Below are 21,995 nucleotides of genomic sequence, written 5' to 3'. Positions count from 1 at the left end.
TCAATCCGTTAACGATAACCGACTGATGAAAAGTAAATAACTACGCCTATTATACACGTAACCCGCATGACGCGCGGTAAAAATGCCGTACCGGGTGGATTATTGCGCTTTGAAAGCGTGTAAGCGGTTTGTCGCTTTGGTTAGCCCGTCTTTCAGCCAGATTTCGGTGCAGCGCGCCGCTTCGTCTACCGCTTCGTCAATTAGTTTCTGCTCTGAAACCGGGGGTTTACCCAGAACAAAACCGACAACTTTGTTTTTATCGCCCGGATGGCCGATTCCCACGCGCAAACGGTGAAAATTCGGGTTATTGCCCAGCTTGCTGATGATGTCTTTTAGACCGTTGTGGCCGCCGTGCCCGCCACCCAGCTTGAATTTTGCCACGCCAGGCGGGAGATCCAGCTCATCGTGAGCCACCAGAATTTCATCCGGATTGATGCGATAAAAGGTTGCCATTGCCGCCACGGCTTTACCGCTCAGGTTCATAAAGGTGGTGGGCACCAGTAAGCGAACATCCGCGCCTGCAAGGTTGATACGTGAGGTATACCCGAAGAATTTAGGTTCTTCACGCAGGGGAGCACGTAACCGCTCGGCCAGCAGATCGACGTACCATGCCCCGGCATTGTGGCGGGTGGCCGCATACTCTGCGCCCGGGTTGGCGAGGCCGACAATCAGTTTAATCGTCACGATTCAATTCCTAATGGGTTCCAGATCTGGCGCGTAGTTTACTGTCTGGCGCGCCGCTTGACAAAATTCTGCGATCTTCACAGTGAGATACGAATAATTACTTATTTGAACAATTAGAATTTCAAGCTGTTCAAAGTCTTATTTGTAAACTTTTGTTTGGGAGTTATCTGTAATTGTGATCATTCACGCAACTCATAAAAGGGGCGTTGTCTATACTTTACACACAAGGATTAGGGGCTTTTCCCCTGACGACCCAAAGTTCCGGAGGTGACACATGAAACGCAAAAACGCTTCGTTACTCGGTAACGTGCTGATGGGATTGGGGCTGTTCGTGATGGTAGCCGGCGTGGGTTATTCAATTTTAAACCAGTTGCCGCAGTTTGACCTACCGCAATACTTTGCGCATGGCGCAATATTAAGCATCTTTGTTGGCGCAGTATTGTGGCTGGCAGGGGCTCGCGTGAGCGGCCATGAGGAAGTGTGTGACAAATACTGGTGGGTGCGCCACTACGACAAACGCTGTCGTCGCGACCAGCATAAGCACAGCTAGTGCTGCGATATCGAACACCGAAACGGCTCCCGAGGGAGTCGTTTTTTTTTGCATCAAGGGTTGACCCTCACGTAACGTAAGGCTCCAGAGTGGCGGCACTGGCAAAGAAAAGGAGCAGTTATGTTGATTCAGGTGGGTGAGCTGGCAAAACGGGCCGGCATCACCGTGCGAACATTGCATCACTATGAGCAAACAGGGTTGTTGCTGCCTTCTGCCAGAAGCGCGGCAGGCTACCGGCTTTACAACCTGGCGGATGTTCAGCGTCTGCACATGATCCAGGCGCTGGCAAAAGCGGGGCTGGAACTTGCTGACATCAGGGATTTTCTGGAACAGGAGTCGCTATCGTTAACGGAGCTCCTCGATGCGCAAATCAGCCTGCTGGATAAGCAGCTGCGCAGCATAAATACGCTGCGCGACCGGCTGATGGATTTACGCACCGGGCTTCTCGACGATGCGACCCCGGATCTGGAATCCTGGCTACAGACTCTGGAGTTAATGAATATGTACGATCGCTGGTTTAGCAAAGAAGAGTTACAGCAGCTGCCGTTTGCGGTGCAGAAGGATGCGCTGGCGGCTATCTGGACGGGGCTGGTTGCGGAGGCCAGCGCGCTGCTGGAACAACGTGTACCCGTGACTGACGCGCGGGCGATGGACCTGGCTACGCGCTGGATGGCTCGCCTGGAGCAGGACACGGCGGGCAGGCCGGAGTTTCTCACCCGGCTGAACGACATGCACAGCGTTGAGCCACAGATGCAGGCGCAGACCGGCATTACGCCGGAGATGACCGATTACATTACGCGGGCGTTTGCCGAATCGAAGCTTATTATCTGGGAGAAATATCTCTCTGCCGAAGAGATGGCATTTACCCGTAAGCACTACTTTGACCGCATGATGGAGTGGCCGCCGCTGGTGGCGAAGCTGCACCAGGCGCAGCGGGAACATCTCGACCCTGCCTCTGACGGTGCGCAAAAGCTTGCCGAAAACTGGCTGGCGCTGTTCCAGTCTTACGCGGGCACGAACCCGGAGACCCAGCAAAAGTTTCGCGTGGCCATGCAGCAGGAGCCGCATCTGATGAAGGGAACATGGATGACGCCTGCCGTGCTTGGGTGGCTGCAGCAGGCTATCGGGGTGATGATGCAGAGACGTTTCTCTGCATCAGGTGGCTCACAGATCCGCTAACGCGGCTTCACGGTTTGGGTAGAAGGAGAGTCGGCCAGGGATAGGCTGCACGCCCGCGCGCGCCATGGTGCGCAGGGGCTGGAACTCCAGGTTACTCACCCGCAGCTCGCAGCCTTCCGGCAGACGTTTCACAAAGCGCTGGAAGGCATCCAGCCCGCCGGCATCCAGCACCGGTACGGCATCCCACTTCAGCACCACAATCCGCTTGCCCGCGATGCGGGACTCCAGATCGCTGAACAATCCTTCCGCCGCGGCGAAAAACAGCGGGCCAATCACGCGCAGCACCAGCACGTCATCAGGCACCTCCACGTTAACCGGGGAGAGGCGCGTCATCTGCGCAATGCGGCGCATAAACAGCAGGGAAGCGAGCACGATCCCTACGCTGATGGCGATGACCATATCGAACAGCACGGTCAGCGACATGCAGATTAGCATCACGATGATGTCGTCCTTCGGCGCGCGACGCAGCAGGTTCACCACCTTATGCGCCTCACTCATGTTCCACGCCACCATCAGCAGCAGCGCCGCCATTGCAGAGAGCGGGAGCCAGGAGAGCCACGGAGCTAGAATGAGTAGGGCGAGGATCACCAGCACGGAGTGGATAACCGCAGAAACCGGTGAGGTTGCCCCGGCGCGCACGTTTGCCGCAGAACGGGCGATAGCCGCCGTGGCCGTAATACCGCCGAAGAACGGCGCGATGAGGTTGCCTAATCCCTGGCCGACCAGCTCGCCGTTCGCTTTGTGCTTTGTGCCGGTCATGCCGTCGAGCACCACGGCGCAGAGCAGGGACTCAATCGCCCCCAGCATCGCCATAGAGAACGCCGCAGGAAGCAGGGCGCGAAGGGAGTCCCAGCTTAGGGTAAAGCTGGAGCCGGGCATGTCCCACGGCAACACCAGCTGCGGTAACAGCTGCGGAATGCCGCTGCCCTGTGAACCGTCCGCCAGAACATAGTGGAACTGCGAGCCGATGGTGGCAACGTGTCCGCCGAGCATATTCACGACGGCCATCACCGCACAGCCCAGCAGCAGCGCGGGAAGATGGCCCGGTAGACGAATTCCCAGACGAGGCCAGACGATCAGCGTACCCAGCGTCACAATCCCGATGGCGGCGTCGCCCAGGTTCGCAGTCGGCAGCGCCATAAACAGCGCGCCCACTTTTTGCAGGTAGTGTTCAGGAACGTGAGCCATTTGCAGGCCCAGGAAATCCTTGATTTGCATCGTCCCGATGGTGATACCGATCCCGGAGGTGAACCCCAACGTCACGGAAAGGGGGATGTACTCGATCAGGCGCCCAAAGCGGGCCAGGCCAAACAGAATTAAAAAGACCCCGGACATCAGGGTGGCGACCAGCAGGCCTGCCAGACCAAACTGCTGCGAAACGGGGTAGAGGATCACCACAAAAGCGGCGGTCGGGCCGGAGACGCTAAAGCGTGAACCGCCGGTCAGGGCGATGACGATCCCGGCAACGGCCGAGGTGTACAGGCCGTACTGCGGTGCAACGCCGCTGCCAATCGCCAGCGCCATCGCCAGCGGGATGGCGATAATGCCGACGGTGATCCCGGCAATCAGGTCACGTACAAAGCGTGACGAGGTGTACTTCTCTTTCCAGCAGGCGTCGATGAGGGCGCGAAAGGGCAGAACATGTGAGGAGGTTACGTTTTTCACAATTATCTATCATCCGTATGCGCATCATCTGTCATATGAATGGCAGGTGAAGGAGGCATTAATCATACAAATAAAACCCAGAGACAAAAAAACCCGCCGCAGCGGGTTTTTGGGCCGTGTCCGATTAGTGTTCGAACATTGCAGAGATGGATTCTTCGTTGCTGATACGACGAATCGCTTCGGCCAGCATCCCGGACAGGGTCAGGGTACGCACGTTTGGCAGTGCCTTGATCTCGTCGCTCAGTGGGATGGTATCGCATACTACAACTTCGTCAATAACGGAGTTGCGCAGGTTGTTTACCGCATTGCCGGAGAAGATCGGGTGGGTCGCGTAAGCGAACACGCGCTTGGCACCACGCTCTTTCAGCGCTTCAGCGGCTTTACACAGCGTACCGCCGGTATCGATCATGTCGTCAACCAGCACGCAGTCACGGCCAGCCACGTCACCGATGATGTGCATCACCTGAGAAACGTTAGCGCGCGGACGGCGTTTGTCGATGATTGCCATGTCGGTATCGTTCAGCAGCTTAGCGATAGCGCGAGCACGTACCACGCCGCCGATGTCCGGAGAAACCACGATTGGGTTGTCCAGGTTCAGCTGCAGCATGTCTTCCAGCAGGATTGGGCTGCCGAATACGTTATCAACCGGGACGTCGAAGAAGCCCTGGATCTGCTCTGCGTGCAGGTCAACGGTCAGTACGCGGTCAACGCCGACGCTGGACAGGAAGTCAGCGACAACTTTAGCGGTGATTGGCACACGCGCGGAACGAACGCGACGGTCCTGACGGGCATAGCCGAAGTAAGGAATAACAGCAGTGATACGGCCTGCTGAAGCACGACGCAGGGCGTCGACCATAACAACCAGTTCCATCAGGTTGTCGTTTGTTGGAGCACAGGTGGACTGGATGATGAAAATATCACCACCGCGTACATTTTCGTTGATTTGTACGCTGACTTCGCCGTCGCTAAAGCGACCTACGGCGGCGTCGCCGAGGGAAGTGTACAGGCGGTTGGCAATACGTTGTGCTAGTTCCGGGGTGGCGTTACCAGCAAAAAGCTTCATATCAGGCACGAGAAGAACCTCAGGCATGCGTCCAGTGGTGGATAGCGTTCGCCGCAAACTGTGCGGGCCAGGCGAAGGCTATCCAGGCGGTGTATTAAAGAGCGCGATGCAACGTCTGGCACAGGGTGACGTTGTCACCGAAACTCAGTCTGCGCCAGAATGGCGTGCTGCAGGGGGGACGTGTTCATCCCGCGCGCTACAAAACCATGCAGCCAAACCGGCGCTTGCTCAAGCACCTGACGAGCGGCGGATTCGGTGTCAAATTCAGCAAAGACACAGGCCCCTGTACCAGTCAGGCGCGACGGCGCGTATTCTAACAGCCAGGAAAGCACCGCATCAACCTCGCGAAAACGTTTTCTTGCGATATCCTCGCAATCGTTGCTGAATTCACAATTTAATAACGTTTCTATTGACCGAACCGGGGTATCTCTTTTCAGGTCTGGATCTTTAAAGATGACCGGGGTCGGAATGCTTACGCGAGGGTGGGCCACCAGATACCATTTTTCCGGCGGTTCAGCCGGGGAGAGGATCTCACCCACGCCCTCGGCAAAGGCCGCGTGACCGCGCACAAATACCGGGACATCCGCGCCCAGCGTCAGGCCTAAAGCGGCCAGCTCGTCCTGCGACAGCCCGCAACCCCAGAGGTGGTTCAGGGCAACCAGCACCGTGGCGGCGTTAGATGAGCCACCGCCCAGCCCGCCGCCCATCGGCAGACGTTTCTCGATGCGGATGTTCGCACCGCTTCCTGCCGGCAATCGTCCGGCGTCTGCCGCGGCTTTCATCAGCAGGCGCGCAGCGCGAACGATCAGGTTGTCCTCATGCGCCACGCCTTCGACCGGCGTCAGGAGGCAAATCTGCCCGTCCTGGCGCAGCTCGATAGAGATCGTATCGCCGTAGTCAATAAACTGAAACAGCGTCTGCAGGGTGTGGTACCCGTCAGCACGCTGGCCGGTAATGTATAAAAACAGGTTCAGTTTTGCCGGAGAGGGCCAGTGGGTCATCATTTAACGATCCAGTTGTCCATTTTCAGCTTGATGCGCTGGCTGCCCTGGGTCAGTTCCATATTCGATGGCAGCGACGGTTTACTCTTGCCGTCATAGTCGTTGTACACCACTTTCCAGGTTTTGCCGTTCTGCGTGTAGCTCATCTGGCTCAGGCGGTATTGATCGTCAAGCGTGTAGTCGGTTGCCTCACCCGGCAGGCCAAGGATCCACTGGCGCAGGCTGTTGAGCGGGATAGGCATTCCGGTCAGCTTGCGGATCATCTCTTCGGCATCGGCCGCGGTGTAGTGCTGGCCTTTATTATCGGTGATCTGCGCTTCGCCCGGCTTAGCGATAAGCTCCAGCTCGGTGCTGCCCAGCGGGTTCAGCAGCAGCAGGCGATAGTTGTCCTGACCCGTTTGCTGCCAAAAGAAACGTGCATAAACCTTTTGCTCGTCAGAGAGATAGGCGAAGGCGCCGCGGGTCTGGTACTGGCTCAAATTACGGACGTCCTGCTGGTGCTGACGCCACTGCGGTGAATCAGGGCTTTTGCCCGGGCCTTTTGGTTGGGTGACGGTACATGCGGTCAGAACCAGTGCCGCCAGCGGCAGCAGGCGAATCAGTCGGGTCATAATGAGGACAAATCCTTGAGATACGTTGCAGTTATGACTGTTAATGCTAGCGTCGAAGGGGGCTACCGTCTACGTTCAAATTATCTCAAAGCGTGGCGTAAGCTATTACTCCGAAAGGGGGCAGTCCCTTTTATTGATCTCGCGCATCCTGTATGATGCGTTCTGCTAACCTTATTAACGCTGGTACTACTCCCGCTCAACATGACCCTATTAGCACTCGGCATCAACCACAAAACGGCCCCGGTTTCGCTGCGAGAACGCGTTACGTTTTCGCCGGATACGCTTGACCTGGCGCTGGACAGCCTGCTTGCACAGCCGATGGTGCAGGGTGGCGTGGTGCTCTCGACGTGCAACCGTACCGAACTGTATTTAAGCGTGGAAGAGCAGGATAACCTGCATGAAGCGCTGATCCGCTGGCTATGCGACTACCACAACCTTAATGAAGACGAGCTGCGCAACAGCCTGTACTGGCATCAGGACAACGATGCCGTCAGCCATCTGATGCGCGTCGCCAGCGGGCTGGATTCGCTGGTGCTGGGCGAGCCGCAAATTCTGGGGCAGGTGAAAAAAGCGTTTGCGGATTCGCAAAAAGGGCACCTGAAGGCCAGCGAGCTGGAGCGCATGTTCCAGAAATCGTTCTCCGTGGCGAAGCGTGTGCGAACCGAAACCGACATTGGTGCCAGTGCGGTTTCTGTTGCTTTCGCGGCCTGCACCCTTGCGCGCCAAATCTTTGAATCCCTCTCAACCGTCACCGTAATGCTGGTGGGAGCGGGCGAAACCATCGAACTTGTGGCGCGCCATCTGCGCGAGCATAAAGTGAAGAAGATGATTATCGCCAACCGCACCCGCGAACGCGCGCAGGTGCTGGCGGATGAAGTGGGGGCAGAGGTGGTTGCCCTGAGCGACATCGATGAACGTCTGAAAGAGGCGGACATTATTATCAGCTCTACCGCCAGTCCGCTGCCGATCATCGGTAAAGGGATGGTGGAGCGCGCGCTGAAGTCCCGTCGTAATCAGCCTATGCTGCTGGTGGATATCGCCGTTCCGCGCGATGTGGAGCCGGAAGTCGGCAAGCTGGCTAACGCCTACCTCTACAGCGTGGATGACCTGCAAAGCATCATTTCGCACAACCTCGCTCAGCGTAAAGCGGCGGCTGTTCAGGCGGAAACCATTGTCGAGCAGGAAACCAGTGAGTTTATGGCCTGGCTGCGCGCGCAAAGCGTCAGCGAGACCATCCGCGAGTACCGCGGGCAGGCGGAGCAGGTGCGTGACGACCTGACTGCCAAAGCGTTAGCGGCCCTTGAACAGGGTGGCGACGCACACGCAATAATGCAGGATCTGGCGTGGAAACTGACCAACCGCCTGATCCATGCGCCAACCAAATCTCTTCAGCAGGCAGCCCGTGACGGGGATGATGAACGCCTGACTATTCTGCGCAACAGCCTCGGGCTGGAATAGCGCCCTATACCCATTTTCTAAGACAAGGTGCACTTACGCCTATGAAGCCTTCTATCGTCGCTAAACTGGAAGCTCTGCACGAGCGCCATGAAGAAGTACAGGCGCTGCTCGGCGATGCCGGGACCATTGCGGACCAGGAACGTTTTCGCGCGCTTTCACGTGAGTACGCGCAGTTAAGTGATGTTTCTAAATGCTTTACCGACTGGCGACAGGTTCAGGAAGATATCGAAACCGCGCAGATGATGCTCGACGATCCTGAAATGCGCGAGATGGCGCAGGAAGAGTTACAGGATGCGAAAGCGCGTTCTGAAGAGATGGAGCAGCAGCTTCAGGTTCTTCTGCTGCCGAAAGATCCGGACGATGAGCGTAACGCGTTTGTGGAAGTTCGCGCCGGTACCGGCGGTGACGAAGCGGCCCTGTTTGCCGGGGATCTGTTCCGCATGTACAGCCGCTACGCCGAATCGCGTCGCTGGCGCGTGGAGATCATGAGCGCCAACGAAGGCGAGCATGGCGGCTACAAAGAGGTTATCGCCAAGATCAGCGGCGACGGCGTGTACGGCCGTCTTAAGTTTGAATCCGGCGGCCATCGCGTGCAGCGCGTGCCGGCCACTGAATCCCAGGGTCGCATTCACACCTCAGCCTGTACGGTGGCGGTGATGCCGGAGCTGCCGGAAGCGGAACTGCCGGACATCAACCCGGCCGATCTGCGCATCGACACCTTCCGTTCCTCCGGGGCGGGCGGTCAGCACGTTAACACCACCGACTCCGCCATCCGAATTACCCACCTGCCGACCGGCATCGTCGTCGAATGTCAGGACGAGCGTTCGCAGCACAAAAACAAAGCCAAAGCGCTGTCCGTGCTGGGCGCGCGTATTCACGCGGCGGAAATGGCGAAACGCCAGCAGGCGGAAGCGTCTACGCGTCGTAACCTGTTAGGCAGCGGCGATCGCAGCGACCGTAACCGCACCTACAACTTCCCGCAGGGCCGCGTGACCGACCACCGTATCAACCTGACGCTCTACCGTCTGGACGAGGTAATGGAAGGTAAGCTGGATATGCTGATTGAGCCTATCGTGCAGGAATACCAGGCCGACCAGCTGGCGGCGCTGTCCGAGCAGGAATAATGGATTTCCAGCGCTGGTTACGCCAGGCCACCGGTGAGCTTTCAGAAAGCGAAAGCCCTAAGCGCGACGCCGAAATTTTGCTTGAGTACGTGACGGGCAAAGCCCGCACGTATCTGCTGGCCTTCGGTGAAACCGAACTCACCGCAGAGCAGGAGGCGCAGCTGGCCGCGCTGCTCGCCCGCCGTAAAACCGGCGAGCCGGTGGCGCATCTGGTCGGGGAACGCGAGTTCTGGTCTTTACCCCTGTTCGTCTCAGCGGCGACGCTGATCCCGCGCCCCGACACCGAGTGTCTGGTGGAGCAGGCGCTGGCGCGTTTACCCGCAGAGGCCTGCCGCATTCTCGACCTCGGTACCGGCACCGGTGCTATCGCGTTGGCGCTCGCCACCGAGCGGCCCGATTGCGCGGTAACGGCGGTCGATGTGATGCCCGACGCGGTGGCGCTGGCGCAGCGTAACGTGGAGCGACTGGGCGTGGCTAACGTGACCGTGCTGCAGAGCAGCTGGTTTAGCGCGCTGGAGAAGCAGACCTTCGGGATGATTGTCAGTAACCCGCCCTATATCGACGAGCAGGACCCGCACCTGGCTCAGGGGGATGTCCGCTTCGAACCGCTGACGGCGCTGGTCGCCGCCAACGACGGGTTAGCCGATCTTGACCATATTGTGACAACGTCACGACAGCATTTACTTCCCGGCGGCTGGCTGCTGGTGGAGCATGGCTGGACGCAGGGTGAAGCCGTGCGTGCGCTCTTTACGCAGGCGGGTTACGCCGCCGTCGAGACCTGCCGCGACTATGGCGGTAACGAACGCCTGACGCTGGGGCAGTGGCCGTGAGCCTGTTTACCGTACTTATTACCGTCCACCTGATTTCCGTTGCGCTGACCATCGGCTTTTTCATCGTGCGTTACTGGTGGCGCTACAGCAATAATCCGCTGATGGATGCCCGCTGGGTGCGTGTCGCGCCGCACTGTGTCGACACGGTGTTGTTCCTTTCCGGTGCCGGGCTCATGTGGAAGACCGGCTATCTGCCATTTACTGATAAAGGCGCATGGCTGACTGAAAAGCTGTTTGGCGTTATCATCTACATCGTTTTGGGTTTTATCGCGCTTGGGCGTCGTCGTCCGCGCAGCCAGCAGGTTGGGTTTATCGCCTTTCTGCTGGGTCTGGTGGTGCTGTACATCATCATTAAACTCGCCACCACAAGAATACCGTTACTGGGGTAAGTCATGAGGTCCTTAGCCGATTTCGAATTTAATAAAGTGCCGCTCTGCGATGGCATGATCCTGATTTCGGAGATGATCCGCGACGATTTTACGTCGCAGTATGTCTACGATGAGCTGGAGAGTCTGGTTAGCCTGGCGCGCGAAGAGATCAATCAGGCGCGTCCGCAGGACTGGCAGCTGGAGAAGCTCCTTGAGCTTTTCTACGGCGAATGGGGTTTCTGCGACACGCGTGGCGTGTACCGCCTGTCTGACGCATTATGGCTGGACCAGGTCTTAAAAAATCGTCAGGGTAGCGCGGTTGCGCTGGGCTCTATTTTGCTGTGGGTCGCGCACCGTCTGGATATTCCGCTGGTGCCGGTCATTTTTCCAACGCAGATGATCCTGCGTGCAGAGTGGCTGGACGGTGAGATGTGGCTCATTAATCCGTTTAACGGCGACACGCTGGATGAGCATACGCTGGATGTCTGGCTGAAAGGCAATATCAGCCCGGTGGCCGAGCTCTTTAATGAAGATCTCGATGAAGCCGACAACGCTGAAGTCATCCGCAAGCTGCTGGATACGCTGAAGTCCGCCCTGATGGAAGAGCGTCAGATGGAGCTGGCCCTGCGCGCCAGCGAAGTGTTGCTGCAGTTTAATCCGGAAGATCCGTACGAAATTCGCGACCGCGGGCTGATTTATGCCCAGCTCGATTGCGAACACGTGGCGCTGAACGACCTGAACTATTTCGTCGAGCAGTGCCCGGAAGATCCGATCAGCGAAATGATCCGCGCGCAGATCAACGCGATCTCGCACAAGCAAATTACACTGCATTAATCTTAATTCCGATTCACACCTGAATAAGGCGATCCTATGAAACAAAAAGTGGTTAGCATTGGTGATATCAACGTGGCAAACGACCTGCCGTTCGTGCTGTTTGGCGGTATGAACGTGCTGGAATCCCGCGATCTCGCTATGCGCATCTGCGAACACTACGTGACCGTGACCCAGAAGCTGGGCATCCCGTACGTGTTTAAAGCCTCTTTTGACAAAGCCAACCGCTCCTCCATTCACTCTTACCGTGGCCCGGGCCTGGAAGAGGGGATGAAAATCTTCCAGGAGCTGAAACAGACCTTTGGCGTGAAAGTGATCACCGACGTGCACGAAGCCTCTCAGGCGCAGCCTGTGGCTGACGTGGTGGACGTGATTCAGCTCCCGGCGTTCCTGGCTCGCCAGACTGACCTGGTCGAAGCGATGGCGAAAACGGGCGCGGTGATCAACGTGAAAAAACCGCAGTTCGTGAGCCCTGGCCAGATGGGCAACATCGTCGATAAGTTTATCGAAGGCGGCAACGACAAAGTTATCCTGTGCGACCGTGGCGCTAACTTCGGTTACGACAACCTGGTTGTGGATATGCTGGGCTTCAGCGTAATGAAGAACGTCTCTAACCAGTCTCCGGTTATTTTCGACGTGACCCACGCGCTGCAGTGCCGCGACCCGTTTGGCGCTGCGTCTGGCGGCCGTCGTGCGCAGGTAACCGAACTGGCGCGCGCCGGTATGGCGACCGGCCTGGCAGGTCTGTTCATTGAAGCGCACCCGGATCCGGATAACGCGAAATGCGACGGCCCGTCCGCGCTGCCGCTGGCTAAGCTGGAGCCGTTCCTGAAACAGATCAAAGCGATTGACGATCTGGTGAAAAGCTTCGACGAGCTGGATACCAGCAAATAATAAAAAACCCGCTTCGGCGGGTTTTTTTATGGGGCATATTGCCGGGTGGCGCTGCGCTTACCCGGCCTACAGAACCCGTAGGCCCTGCAAGCGAAGCGCCGCTGGGCAAAAAGGCTACGCAAATATCGTCATCAGATACGCAATAAACAAGGCCATATGCGCCGCCCCGTTCAGCACGTTGGTGCGCCCGGTAGAGAACGAAATCTGACACAGCAGTAACGATGCCACCATCACAATCATCTCTGGTGCGCCCAGCGCAAACTGCAGTTCGTTGCCGGTCATAAAGGCAATCAGCGTCACCACCGGTACGGTGAGTGAAATGGTCGCCAGTACCGAGCCGAAAAAGAGATTCATTGCGCGCTGAACCTGATTGTTCAATACGGCCTTCAGCGCGCCCAGCCCTTCAGGGGACAGAATCAGCAGCGCCACCAGGAAGCCGGTAAACGCCACCGGCGCGTTCAGCTCGGTTAACAGTGTCTCGAGCGGGTTGGCGTTCATCTTGGTCACGGCAATCACCGCAATCAGATGTACGATCAGCCAAACCGTATGCCACGCGCTGCTGTGGGCCGACGGCTTACCGTGGTGCGGGTCATCGTCGTCGCCGTCGTCTTCATGCTCGTACACAAACAGGCTCTGGTGCGTTTTCGTCTGTATCAGCAGGAATACGCCGTACATGGCGGCGGAAATGAGCGCGACCAGCAGCGCCTGGCCGGTAGAAAAGTTTGCGCCCGGCAGCGCCATCGGGAAGACCAGCACAATAATCGCCAGCGGGAAGAGGGCAATCAGATACTGTTTAATGCCGAACAGGTTCATGTACTGGGTTGCGAATTTGCGTCCGCCCAGTAACAGAGAGAAGCCCACCAGGCCGCCCGTCACAATCATAATGATTGAGTAGAGCGTGTCGCGCATCAGCGTCGGTGCGGCGTCACCGGTCGCCATAAGCGCGGAAATCAGGCTGACTTCGAGAATAACAACGGAAAGGCTGAGAATTAACGATCCGTACGGTTCGCCCAGACGGTGGGCCAGTACGTCCGCATGGCGAACAACGCTAAATGCGCTGGTTAAAATACCGACCAGAGCCAGAATATTGATACCAACCACCACTGGCAGTGACTGACTGCTTCCCCAGAAGAGCAGCACAGCCAGTGCCAGAACCGGGAAAATGAGTGACGACTCCTTGTGGCGGGTCTTTACCGCCTCGTGTGTTGCTGTCATGTGCTTCTCCATCAATGCAGGTGCTTGTAATTATAGATACATTTTTGAGGTCATTAAATTAACAGATCTCTGTTAAATACCCTTTATTTTTTACTTAATTTTACCCTTTGTCATAATTTCACTGCTTGATGTCTATAATGCGTAATTTGCATTTAATACTCTTTAAATAACAGCAAATTATAATTCATAGTTATCCATAAATTTCTGTCGGGTGGCACCCTGACGTATCGTCGTCCACACTTATCTCTTTAGCCAAAAGAGAGGTTAGTGATGCCCTATAAAACGAAACGCGAATTACCGGATAACGTACAAAACGTGCTTCCCGCTCACGCGCAGGATATCTACAAAGAGGCGTTTAACAGCGCCTGGGATCAGTACAAAGATAAGGACGATCGCCGGGATGATGCCAGCCGTGAAGAGACGGCGCACAAAGTCGCCTGGGCCGCAGTAAAACATGAATATGAGAAAGGGGACGATGATAAATGGCATAAAAAGAAATAGCCGTGAAATTATTCGCTGCCTTCATTTTGACTTTTCAGGCGGTTGAACTTTCGTTGTATTGCAACTGGTCCGCTAATTGCTTATCGTTATTTAACTGCTGGCAAAATGACCAGCACCTAAGGCCGGGAAGGCGAATTACAGATGTCGCAAGGAAGCATGCAGTGGCGGAGGTGGAAAGTGTTAACGCGTGATTTCTTAATGAAGGCAGATTGTAAGACGGCATTTGGTGCTATTGAGGAATCGCTTCTCTGGTCAGCTGAACAACGTGCGGCGTCGCTCGCTGCTACGCTTGCCTGCCGCCCGGATGATGGCCCGGTATGGATTTTTGGCTACGGTTCGCTGATGTGGAACCCGGCTCTGGAATTTGTCGAATCGGCAACGGGTACGCTCCCTGGCTGGCATCGGGCATTTTGCCTGCGCCTGACGGCCGGACGCGGCAGCGCGTGCCAGCCGGGACGCATGCTTGCACTGAAAGAGGGCGGACGCACCACGGGCGTAGCGTATCGCCTTCCGGATGCCACGCTGGAAGAGGAGCTCACGCTGCTCTGGAAGCGTGAAATGATCACCGGCTGCTATATGCCAAGCTGGTGCAAGCTGGAACTGGATGACGGACGCACCGTCAATGCGCTGGTCTTTATTATGGACCCGCGCCACCCGCTGTATGAAGCGGACACCCGCACGCAGGTGATTGCCCCGCTAATTGCCGCCGCCAGCGGGCCGCTGGGCACCAACGCGCAGTATCTCTTCTCCCTCGATCAGGAGCTGACCCGCCTCGGCATGAAGGACGATTGTCTGAATGAGCTGGTGGTGAAGGTGAAGGCGCTGCTGGAAGGGAACCCGCTCAACGGTACGCTGCGACCGGGTTTTGCCTGATAATACGCCCGGCTCGCCGGGCGTTTGATTTTATGCGGCCACGTAGCTGACGGAATGCTCCAGCGACTGACTGTGGCTGTCGATCAGCACATCCCACGTGCCGGTATACGGCACGGTAAGCCAGGCCTTATCGTCCTGTACGGTCAGAATATCCGCCTGGGACTGTTTTTGCGCTTTCGAACTCATCAGATGAATACGACAGCGTTCTGAGCAACGCACCACTACCGTATCCCCGCCAAACAGTTTCAAACTTGTTTTTACCAGTGCCATTTTTTACCCCGTAGTCTTAAACAACGCTCTCCCTGCTGCCATATCCGAGCGTGATGTTGTTCACAATTCACTCATGGCATAACACCAAAGGGGGAGGGTCGGGATGCTGATTTTGATCAAAAAATGGCATAACGATTAAACAAAAATGACAAAATTCCTCAAAATTTCCGCTGGCGCGCGTTTTACCCGCTAAACGCGCGCCGGAAGAACATTAAATGCGGAAATGGCCGGCGGTTTCAGCAAGGTCGCCCGCCTGGCTCTGCAGGGCACCCGCGGCGGCGGCGGACTCCACCACCAACTCGGCGTTCTGCTGCACCATGCGGTCGAGATGGGTCACCGCGTGGTTGATCTCGTGAATGCCTTTCATCTGCTCGCTGGTGGCGATGGAGATTTCGCGCATGATGCCGGAGACGCTGCCGATGCTGGAGCGGATCTCATCCATGCTTTCGCCTGCCAGATGCACGTAGCGGGAGCCGGTAGCCACGCTGTCGGTGGTGGAATCAATCAGCGATTTGATCTCTTTCGCCGCCTGGGCGCTGCGGCTCGCCAGGTTACGCACTTCGCCTGCCACCACGGCAAACCCGCGACCCTGCTCCCCGGCACGGGCCGCTTCTACAGACGCGTTCAGCGCCAGGATGTTGGTCTGGAAAGCAATACCGTCAATCACGCTGGTGATATCGCCAATTTTTGCCGACGCGACTTCAATGGACTGCATGGTGCTGATCGCCTGCGATACCACCTCACCGCCGCGCGCCGCGGCCGCGGAGGCCTTGCTTGCCTGGTCGTTCGCTTCGGCTGCCGATTCATTGGACTGCGTCACCGAGGCGGTGATCTGCTCCACGGCGCTCGCCGTCTCGCGCAGGCTGGACGCCGCCTGCTCGGTACGCCCGGAGAGATCCTGGTTACCTGCGGCAATCTCCTGCGCGGCATTTTTCACCGATTCACTGGCATCGCGAAGCTGTACCATCACCACCGAGAGCTTATCGCTGAAGGCGTTAAAGGCCTGAGCAATCTGCGCGACTTCGTCCTCGCCGCTGTCCGGAAGTCGCTGCGACAGATCGTTGGTCCCGTTGGCAATGTTGTGCATCGCGTCGCGAATATCAGACAGACGCTTCAGCAGGCGGGCAATCAGGAAATGGACGATGACCGCGCTCAGCAGCGCCAGGATCACCAGCGAAATCGCCGACGCTTTAAGCAGGGAATGCATGCCGGAGGTGGCGTCGCCGCTGTCGAGGGCGACGACCAGCAGCCAGTTCGTGCCCGGCACGGCTGTCGCCACGAAGGTTTTCTCGACGTCGTTCAGCGTTCCGTCGACCGGATTACCGCCTTTTAGCGCAGCAAAATCGATGCCCTTGATCGTCTCAGCAAACGGTTTAAGCGTCAGGGCCGGATCGTTAGCCGCAATAACGCTGCCATCGCTGTTCAGAAGTAACCCGCTGCTGGCCGGGGTAGGATGGATCCCGCGTACGTTAGCCACCACGCTGTCCATGGCCACATCGCCCGCCACAACCGCTTTCAGGGTGCCGTTTTCTTTCACCGGCACGGCGAAGGTCACCACCAGTTTGCCGGTACCGGCGTCAACGTAGGGCGCCGTGACGACCGGGCCGTCCGTGCTGACCACCTGCTGATACCAGGGGCGAATGGTCGGGTCATAATCCGCCGGGACGCCCGCAGGCTCGGAGAATTTCGCCGTTTTGCTGGCGTAGCCGACATAGACGTTGGTGAATCCACCCGCCTGCGCGAGCTGTTTAAACGCCGGAACCGGGTCGTCACTCAGCGCAATGCTCTGCGCGGAGGCAATGACCGTCATCTTGCTTTTTACCCAGTCGGCAATCGCCGTGCTATGGCTGGCGCTGGTGCTGGTCAGGATATCGCGCTGGGACTGCTGGTTATCCTGGCGCGTGACCTGGAAGTTGATAACGGTATTCAGGAGAAGGGCGACGACCAGACAGCCTGCCGTCGCGACGATGATGCGTGCACGAATGGATCTGAACATAAGTGAAATACCTGCTGTGTTGTTTCCATGCCTATCGGCAACCCCGCAGGTAAACTTGATGCTGAAACCGCGTCCATAAGAAAATAATATTTTTACGGGTTTATTATTAAAAAGTTAATACTTTATCGGCGGACAGCGTCCACTCGGCCAGCTCAACCAGCGTACCGATTTCGACACCCTCAATCAGCGGCAGGCCGGTAACGCCGCGGCCGTCGGCGCAGGTCTTGCACAGCTTCACCGGCACGTTTTGCGCGGTCAGGATCTCCAGCATCTGCTGGATGTTATAGCCCTCTGCCGGCTTCTGGCCCTTCAGCCCGGCGGTCACCGCGTCCGACATCAAAAAGAGCCGTAACGCCAGGTCGCTCTCTTTTTCACGCAGCGCAATGGCCAGACGCAGGCTGTTAAAAAGGGATTCGCTGCCGTAGGCCGCACCGCTGGCGACGATCACAATCTTTTGCATGTTGACTCCTGTTCTTATAAAGGCACGAATATTGCTTAACTTTCCCGAGTTTCGCTGTTCTGGAGAGTAAGCATGACATTAATGGCTGGCATTTTGCCAGGGGCCGCCGAATGGCTCCAGCGCGCAAAGGTGATGCGCCGGGAGCAGTTCAGCAAGCTGGCACAGTTGGGCGTGCTTGTGCATGGCATTAGCCAGCTGGCGCACATGTTACAGTGCGAGCGCGGGGCGTCCAACGTCTGGCTCTGCTCACAGGGTAAGCTTTATGCCCCTGAATGCAAGGCCAGCCGGGCGCTGGTGGATGAAAACCTCGCTGCACTTTACGGCACGCTTGAAGCACAGTCTCCGATCCCGGGAAGTTCCGTCTGCGAACGCATCGGCGGCGCGCTGCTAAGCCTGGAGATGCTCCCCGCGCTGCGTGACGGTGTGATTAAGCGAACGGTAACCGCACCGCAGGCGATGGAGCACTACTCCCGCATGCTTCGCCATCTGCTTAGTATCGTGCCGCAGCTCAATGACAGCATTGACGATCCGCAAATCGCCGGGCGTTTTGTTGCCCTTTATAGCCTGATGCAGGGAAAAGAGCTGGCGGGACAGGAGCGGGCGCTGGGGGCGATTGGCTTCACGCAGGGCTTTTTCGATGATGTGACCCGCCAGCGGCTGGTTGACCGCATCGACGGACAGCAGGCCTGTTTTGAGATCTTTCTCTCGCACAGCGCCGCCGACGTCCAGACCACCTTTTCCCTGAACTGCCAGCCCGATCGTGAAACGGAGCAGCTGCGGCGCGTGGCCTGCACCCGCCAGCCTGCCGCAGACGATGGCCATACCGCGCTGGCCTGGTTTGCCCTGCAAACCGCGCGCCTTGAGCATCTGCGCGCGCTGGAGGAGACGATCATCGCCGATCTGATAGTCGCGGTGGACGAGCGTATTTACCGTGACGAGGCGTACGCGCCTCCTGCCGATGAGCAGGACGAGCCGCCCGTCCGCTATCCGGAAAAACCCTTACTCACCCTGGTGCGCCAGCAGGCGCGTGAGATAGAGCAGCTTTCGCGTCAGCTTGCGTCCCTGCGCGATACGCTTGAAGAGCGCAAAACCATTGATAAAGCGAAAAGCGTGCTGATGACTCATCAGAATATGAGTGAGGAACAGGCGTGGACGGCGCTGCGCAAAATGGCGATGGACAAGAACCAGCGGATGGTGGATATCGCCCGCGCGCTGCTGATGGTGAAGACTCTTTGGCAGGTAACCCCAAAGGAGTAGCTGCACGGTTAGCGGGCATTTTGTGCCTGATTGAGGTGCGAGAAGGCGGGAAAATGGCCGTTAGCGCCGCGAAAACAGCGTGTTAAAACCTGGCATTCACTTTGCATTATCTGATTAACCATTTTTGACGATGCGCCAACGGCGGTGCATTCGTCTTCGGGATAAAGGCGTCCAGCGGTGCTTCGGCACCGTCGGGCGCTTTTTTTTGGCTTTTTTTCGGGAGTGGTCATGGCGGATTTGTCGAGACGGCGGTTTTTGCAGGCCAGCATGCTGGCGAGTGGCGCAATGCTGTTACCGGGTATCATGCAGGCCGCGTGGGCGGCAGGCTCGGATAAACCGGAGCAGGAAACGGTACGCATCGGGTTTATCCCGCTGACCGACTGCGCGCCGGTGGTTATCGCGGCGCTGAAAGGGTTTGATAAAAAATACGGCATTACCATCGTGCCCACCAAAGAGGCGAGCTGGGCGGCGGTGCGCGACAAGCTGGTGGCGGGCGAGCTGGATGCCGCGCACATTCTCTACGGTCTGCTGTACGGGCTGGAGCTGGGTATTGCCGGTAAGCCGCAGCAGATGGCGAACCTGATGACCCTTAACCAGAACGGCCAGGCGATTACCCTCTCAGGCGATCTGGCGGAGAAGGGCGTTCGCGACCTCGACGGCCTGAAAAAACTGATTGGACAGCAGGCGCCCGGCACCTACACCTTCGCGCACACCTTCCCGACGGGGACACACGCCATGTGGCTTTACTACTGGCTGGCCAGTGCGGGCATTAACCCGTTTGACGATGTTCGCACCGTGGTGGTACCGCCGCCGCAGATGGTGATGAACATGCGCATCGGTAACATGGTCGGCTTTTGCGTCGGCGAGCCGTGGAACGCACGCGCCATCAACGACCGCATCGGCTATACCGCCGCCACGTCGCAGTCCATCTGGGCCGACCATCCGGAAAAAATCCTCGGCACGCGTCGCGAGTGGGTGGAGAAAAACCCGCATACCGCGCGGGCGCTGGTCAGCGCGGTGCTGGAGGCGGCGCGCTGGATTGATGCTTCCCCGGAAAACAAACGCGAGACCGCGCAGATCCTCTCCCGCCGGGCGTGGCTGAACACCAAAGAACAGTACCTCACCGGGCGGATGCTGGGTGAGTACGACAACGGCCTGGGCACGCGCTGGCAGGACGCCCACCCGATCCGCTTCTTTAACGAGGGGGCCGTCAGCTATCCGTATCCTTCCGACGGCATGTGGTTCTTAACCCAGTTCCGCCGCTGGGGCTTGCTTAAATCCGCGCCGGACTACGCGGGCATTGCACAGCGCATTAACCAGACCGCGGTCTGGCAGGATGCCGCCGCGGCGGTGGGAGGCATTACCGCACCGGCGTCACCGCTGCGCAGCAGCACACTGATGGACGGCACCGTCTGGAACGGTACCGACCCGGAAGGATACGCCAACCGTTTCGCCATTCATCGTAAAGGGGCCTGATTATGCAGCAACTGCAAAAGACGACATCACACGAGACGCCGGAGAGTGGGGAGGTGATTATTCTGCCTCAGGTGCAGATTCGCCGCCGTACGCCGACGTTCGCGCGCCGGATTAACGGCATCCTTCAGCGCATCATCCCGGCGTTTCTGGGGCTGGGGCTGCTGGTCGTGCTCTGGCAGCTGGCCGCGATCAACAGCAAAGGATTCCCGACGCCGCTCAGCACCCTGGATTCGGCACTCACGCTGTTCGCCGATCCGTTTTACCGTGACGGACCCAACGACATGGGCATCGGCTGGAACGTGCTCGCCTCGCTGCAGCGCGTGGCGGTGGGCTTTGGCCTGGCCGCGCTCGCCGGGATCCCGCTCGGCTTCCTGATTGGTCGCTTCACCTTTTTCTCACGCATGTTCAGCCCGCTCATCGCGCTGTTGCGCCCGGTCAGCCCGCTGGCCTGGCTGCCTATCGGCCTGCTGCTGTTCCAGAAAGCGGAACCGGCCTCCAGCTGGACTATTTTTATCTGCTCAATCTGGCCGATGGTGATCAATACCGCCGAAGGGGTGCGCCGCATCCCGCAGGACTACCTCAACGTCGCCCGCGTGCTGCAGCTCTCCGAGTGGACCATCATGCGCCGCATTCTTTTTCCCGCGGTACTGCCGGCGGTGCTGACCGGGGTGCGCCTGTCGATCGGCATTGCCTGGCTGGTGATTGTCGCCGCCGAGATGCTGACCGGAGGTTTAGGGATTGGCTTCTGGATCTGGAACGAGTGGAACAACCTCAACGTCGAAAACATTCTCATCGCCATCGTCATCATTGGCGTGGTCGGTTTACTGCTGGAGCAGGGGCTGATGCTGATCGCCCGCCGCTTTAGCTGGCAGGAAAAATAAGGAGCGAAGATGAAACCGATAATTCAGGTCCAGGCCGTGAGCCAGCGTTTTTCCACCGCCAGCGGCGAGTTTCTGGCGCTGCAGAACGTCTCTTTTGATATTCACGAAGGCGAAACCGTGAGCCTGATTGGCCACTCCGGCTGCGGCAAATCGACGCTGCTGAACCTTATCGCCGGCATTACCCTGCCGACGGAAGGCGGGCTAATTTGCGACAACCGCGAAATTGCCGGGCCAGGGCCGGAGCGTGCCGTGGTCTTCCAGAACCATTCGCTGCTGCCGTGGCTCACCTGCTTCGACAACGTTGCCCTGGCGGTGAATCACGTGTTTCGCCACACCATGAGCAAGGCGGAGCGCCGGGAGTGGATTGAACACAATCTCGATCGCGTGCAGATGGGGCACGCCATGCATAAGCGTCCGGGGGAGATCTCCGGCGGCATGAAGCAGCGCGTCGGGATTGCCCGCGCGCTGGCGATGAAGCCGAAAGTGCTGCTGATGGACGAACCCTTCGGCGCGCTGGATGCGCTGACCCGCGCCCATCTGCAGGACTCGGTGATGCAGATCCAGCAGGCGCTTAACACCACCATTGTGCTTATCACCCACGACGTGGACGAGGCGGTGCTGCTCTCCGATCGCGTGCTGATGATGACCAACGGCCCGGCGGCGACCGTCGGGGAGATCCTGAACGTTGACCTGCCGCGCCCGCGTAACCGGGTGCAGCTGGCGGACGACAGCCGGTATCACCATCTGCGCCAGCAGATCCTGCATTTCCTCTATGAAAAACAGCCCAAAGCGGCGTAACGGGGCAGCC

Annotated in this window: 23 protein-coding genes; 14 read left to right on the top strand and 9 right to left on the bottom strand. The window is 58.0% G+C overall.

Going from position 1 to position 21,995, the window contains the following annotated elements:
* Positions 1-99 precede the first annotated feature (99 nt).
* Positions 100-684 carry an aminoacyl-tRNA hydrolase gene (gene pth / locus ACWHWP_RS13665; RefSeq protein ID WP_023336005.1) on the bottom strand — a complete coding sequence of 195 codons (585 nt, stop codon included), beginning with the start codon at positions 682-684 and terminating at the stop codon, positions 100-102.
* A 274-nt stretch (positions 685-958) separates the two neighbouring features.
* Here pth and ychH point away from each other — a divergent pair, with 274 nt between their 5' ends.
* Positions 959-1,234: a stress-induced protein YchH gene (gene ychH, locus ACWHWP_RS13660; protein ID WP_047348210.1), complete on the top strand. Its 276-nt coding sequence runs from the start codon at positions 959-961 to the stop codon at positions 1,232-1,234.
* A 120-nt stretch (positions 1,235-1,354) separates the two neighbouring features.
* A complete protein-coding gene (locus tag ACWHWP_RS13655; RefSeq protein ID WP_447855817.1) occupies positions 1,355-2,413 on the top strand; it encodes a MerR family transcriptional regulator in 1,059 nt (352 codons plus the stop codon).
* Here the strand turns inward: ACWHWP_RS13655 and dauA are convergent.
* From dauA to lolB, 4 genes are all read right to left on the bottom strand, one after another.
* A complete protein-coding gene (gene dauA, locus ACWHWP_RS13650; RefSeq protein WP_063956674.1) occupies positions 2,399-4,078 on the bottom strand; it encodes a C4-dicarboxylic acid transporter DauA in 1,680 nt (559 codons plus the stop codon). The genes ACWHWP_RS13655 and dauA overlap by 15 nt on opposite strands.
* 124 nt (positions 4,079-4,202) lie before the next feature.
* Positions 4,203-5,150 carry a ribose-phosphate diphosphokinase gene (gene prs / locus ACWHWP_RS13645; protein ID WP_003856663.1) on the bottom strand — a complete coding sequence of 316 codons (948 nt, stop codon included), beginning with the start codon at positions 5,148-5,150 and terminating at the stop codon, positions 4,203-4,205.
* Positions 5,151-5,275: 125 nt separating this feature from the next.
* The gene (gene ispE / locus ACWHWP_RS13640; protein WP_447855816.1) at positions 5,276-6,145 is read right to left on the bottom strand and encodes a 4-(cytidine 5'-diphospho)-2-C-methyl-D-erythritol kinase; all 870 of its coding nucleotides are present in this window, start codon (positions 6,143-6,145) and stop codon (positions 5,276-5,278) included.
* Positions 6,142-6,753, bottom strand: coding sequence for a lipoprotein insertase outer membrane protein LolB (gene lolB, locus ACWHWP_RS13635; protein WP_447855815.1), 612 nt, complete (start codon positions 6,751-6,753; stop codon positions 6,142-6,144). The genes ispE and lolB overlap by 4 nt, the downstream gene beginning before the upstream one ends.
* A gap of 201 nt (positions 6,754-6,954) precedes the next feature.
* Here lolB and hemA point away from each other — a divergent pair, with 201 nt between their 5' ends.
* Genes hemA through kdsA form a run of 6 tightly spaced genes read left to right on the top strand, consistent with a single transcriptional unit; the run spans position 6,955 to position 12,258 of the window.
* Positions 6,955-8,211: a glutamyl-tRNA reductase gene (hemA, locus tag ACWHWP_RS13630; protein ID WP_028018745.1), complete on the top strand. Its 1,257-nt coding sequence runs from the start codon at positions 6,955-6,957 to the stop codon at positions 8,209-8,211.
* 41 nt (positions 8,212-8,252) lie between these two features.
* Positions 8,253-9,335, top strand: a complete 1,083-nt coding sequence (gene prfA / locus ACWHWP_RS13625) for a peptide chain release factor 1 (RefSeq protein ID WP_021240360.1) — start codon at positions 8,253-8,255, stop codon at positions 9,333-9,335.
* Entirely contained in the window at positions 9,335-10,165 is an 831-nt protein-coding gene (prmC, locus tag ACWHWP_RS13620) for a peptide chain release factor N(5)-glutamine methyltransferase (RefSeq protein ID WP_447855814.1), read from the top strand. The genes prfA and prmC overlap by 1 nt, the downstream gene beginning before the upstream one ends.
* A gap of 2 nt (positions 10,166-10,167) precedes the next feature.
* Complete coding sequence (gene sirB2 / locus ACWHWP_RS13615) at positions 10,168-10,554, top strand: invasion regulator SirB2 (protein WP_447856681.1); 387 nt, start codon at positions 10,168-10,170, stop codon at positions 10,552-10,554.
* A 3-nt stretch (positions 10,555-10,557) separates the two neighbouring features.
* On the top strand, positions 10,558-11,367 hold the full coding sequence (gene sirB1, locus ACWHWP_RS13610; RefSeq protein WP_047348217.1) for an invasion regulator SirB1: 810 nt from the start codon (positions 10,558-10,560) through the stop codon (positions 11,365-11,367).
* A gap of 36 nt (positions 11,368-11,403) precedes the next feature.
* Complete coding sequence (gene kdsA / locus ACWHWP_RS13605) at positions 11,404-12,258, top strand: 3-deoxy-8-phosphooctulonate synthase (protein WP_047348218.1); 855 nt, start codon at positions 11,404-11,406, stop codon at positions 12,256-12,258.
* Positions 12,259-12,372: 114 nt separating this feature from the next.
* On the opposite strand, the gene chaA is transcribed toward kdsA, so the two are convergent.
* On the bottom strand, positions 12,373-13,473 hold the full coding sequence (gene chaA, locus ACWHWP_RS13600; protein WP_047348219.1) for a sodium-potassium/proton antiporter ChaA: 1,101 nt from the start codon (positions 13,471-13,473) through the stop codon (positions 12,373-12,375).
* A 270-nt stretch (positions 13,474-13,743) separates the two neighbouring features.
* Here chaA and chaB point away from each other — a divergent pair, with 270 nt between their 5' ends.
* Complete coding sequence (gene chaB, locus ACWHWP_RS13595) at positions 13,744-13,974, top strand: putative cation transport regulator ChaB (RefSeq protein WP_008499518.1); 231 nt, start codon at positions 13,744-13,746, stop codon at positions 13,972-13,974.
* Between the two features lie 177 nt (positions 13,975-14,151).
* Positions 14,152-14,847 carry a gamma-glutamylcyclotransferase gene (locus ACWHWP_RS13590; RefSeq protein WP_023344362.1) on the top strand — a complete coding sequence of 232 codons (696 nt, stop codon included), beginning with the start codon at positions 14,152-14,154 and terminating at the stop codon, positions 14,845-14,847.
* A 30-nt stretch (positions 14,848-14,877) separates the two neighbouring features.
* On the opposite strand, the gene ACWHWP_RS13585 is transcribed toward ACWHWP_RS13590, so the two are convergent.
* From ACWHWP_RS13585 to ACWHWP_RS13575, 3 genes are all read right to left on the bottom strand, one after another.
* A complete protein-coding gene (locus tag ACWHWP_RS13585; protein WP_010432930.1) occupies positions 14,878-15,117 on the bottom strand; it encodes a DUF1883 domain-containing protein in 240 nt (79 codons plus the stop codon).
* A gap of 211 nt (positions 15,118-15,328) precedes the next feature.
* Positions 15,329-17,113 (bottom strand): methyl-accepting chemotaxis protein, encoded by a 1,785-nt coding sequence (locus tag ACWHWP_RS13580; protein ID WP_447855813.1) that lies wholly within the window; start codon positions 17,111-17,113, stop codon positions 15,329-15,331.
* Positions 17,114-17,219: 106 nt separating this feature from the next.
* Complete coding sequence (locus tag ACWHWP_RS13575) at positions 17,220-17,573, bottom strand: DsrE/DsrF/TusD sulfur relay family protein (RefSeq protein ID WP_447855812.1); 354 nt, start codon at positions 17,571-17,573, stop codon at positions 17,220-17,222.
* Positions 17,574-17,645: 72 nt separating this feature from the next.
* On the opposite strand from ACWHWP_RS13575, the gene nasR reads away from it, so the two are divergent.
* From nasR to ACWHWP_RS13555, 4 genes are all read left to right on the top strand, one after another.
* Positions 17,646-18,830 (top strand): nitrate regulatory protein NasR, encoded by a 1,185-nt coding sequence (gene nasR / locus ACWHWP_RS13570; RefSeq protein ID WP_447855811.1) that lies wholly within the window; start codon positions 17,646-17,648, stop codon positions 18,828-18,830.
* Positions 18,831-19,058: 228 nt separating this feature from the next.
* A complete protein-coding gene (locus ACWHWP_RS13565) occupies positions 19,059-20,306 on the top strand; it encodes a CmpA/NrtA family ABC transporter substrate-binding protein (RefSeq protein WP_447855810.1) in 1,248 nt (415 codons plus the stop codon).
* Between the two features lie 2 nt (positions 20,307-20,308).
* Positions 20,309-21,187, top strand: a complete 879-nt coding sequence (ntrB, locus tag ACWHWP_RS13560) for a nitrate ABC transporter permease (RefSeq protein ID WP_447855808.1) — start codon at positions 20,309-20,311, stop codon at positions 21,185-21,187.
* Positions 21,188-21,196: 9 nt separating this feature from the next.
* Positions 21,197-21,985, top strand: a complete 789-nt coding sequence (locus ACWHWP_RS13555; RefSeq protein ID WP_047348225.1) for an ABC transporter ATP-binding protein — start codon at positions 21,197-21,199, stop codon at positions 21,983-21,985.
* The last annotated feature ends 10 nt before the right edge of the window (positions 21,986-21,995 follow it).

This window comes from Enterobacter sp. WI-ESBL-E8 (assembly GCF_053364895.1).
The sequence above is the reverse complement of the archived record's forward strand: the minus strand, read 5'-3'. Positions and strand labels throughout refer to the sequence as shown.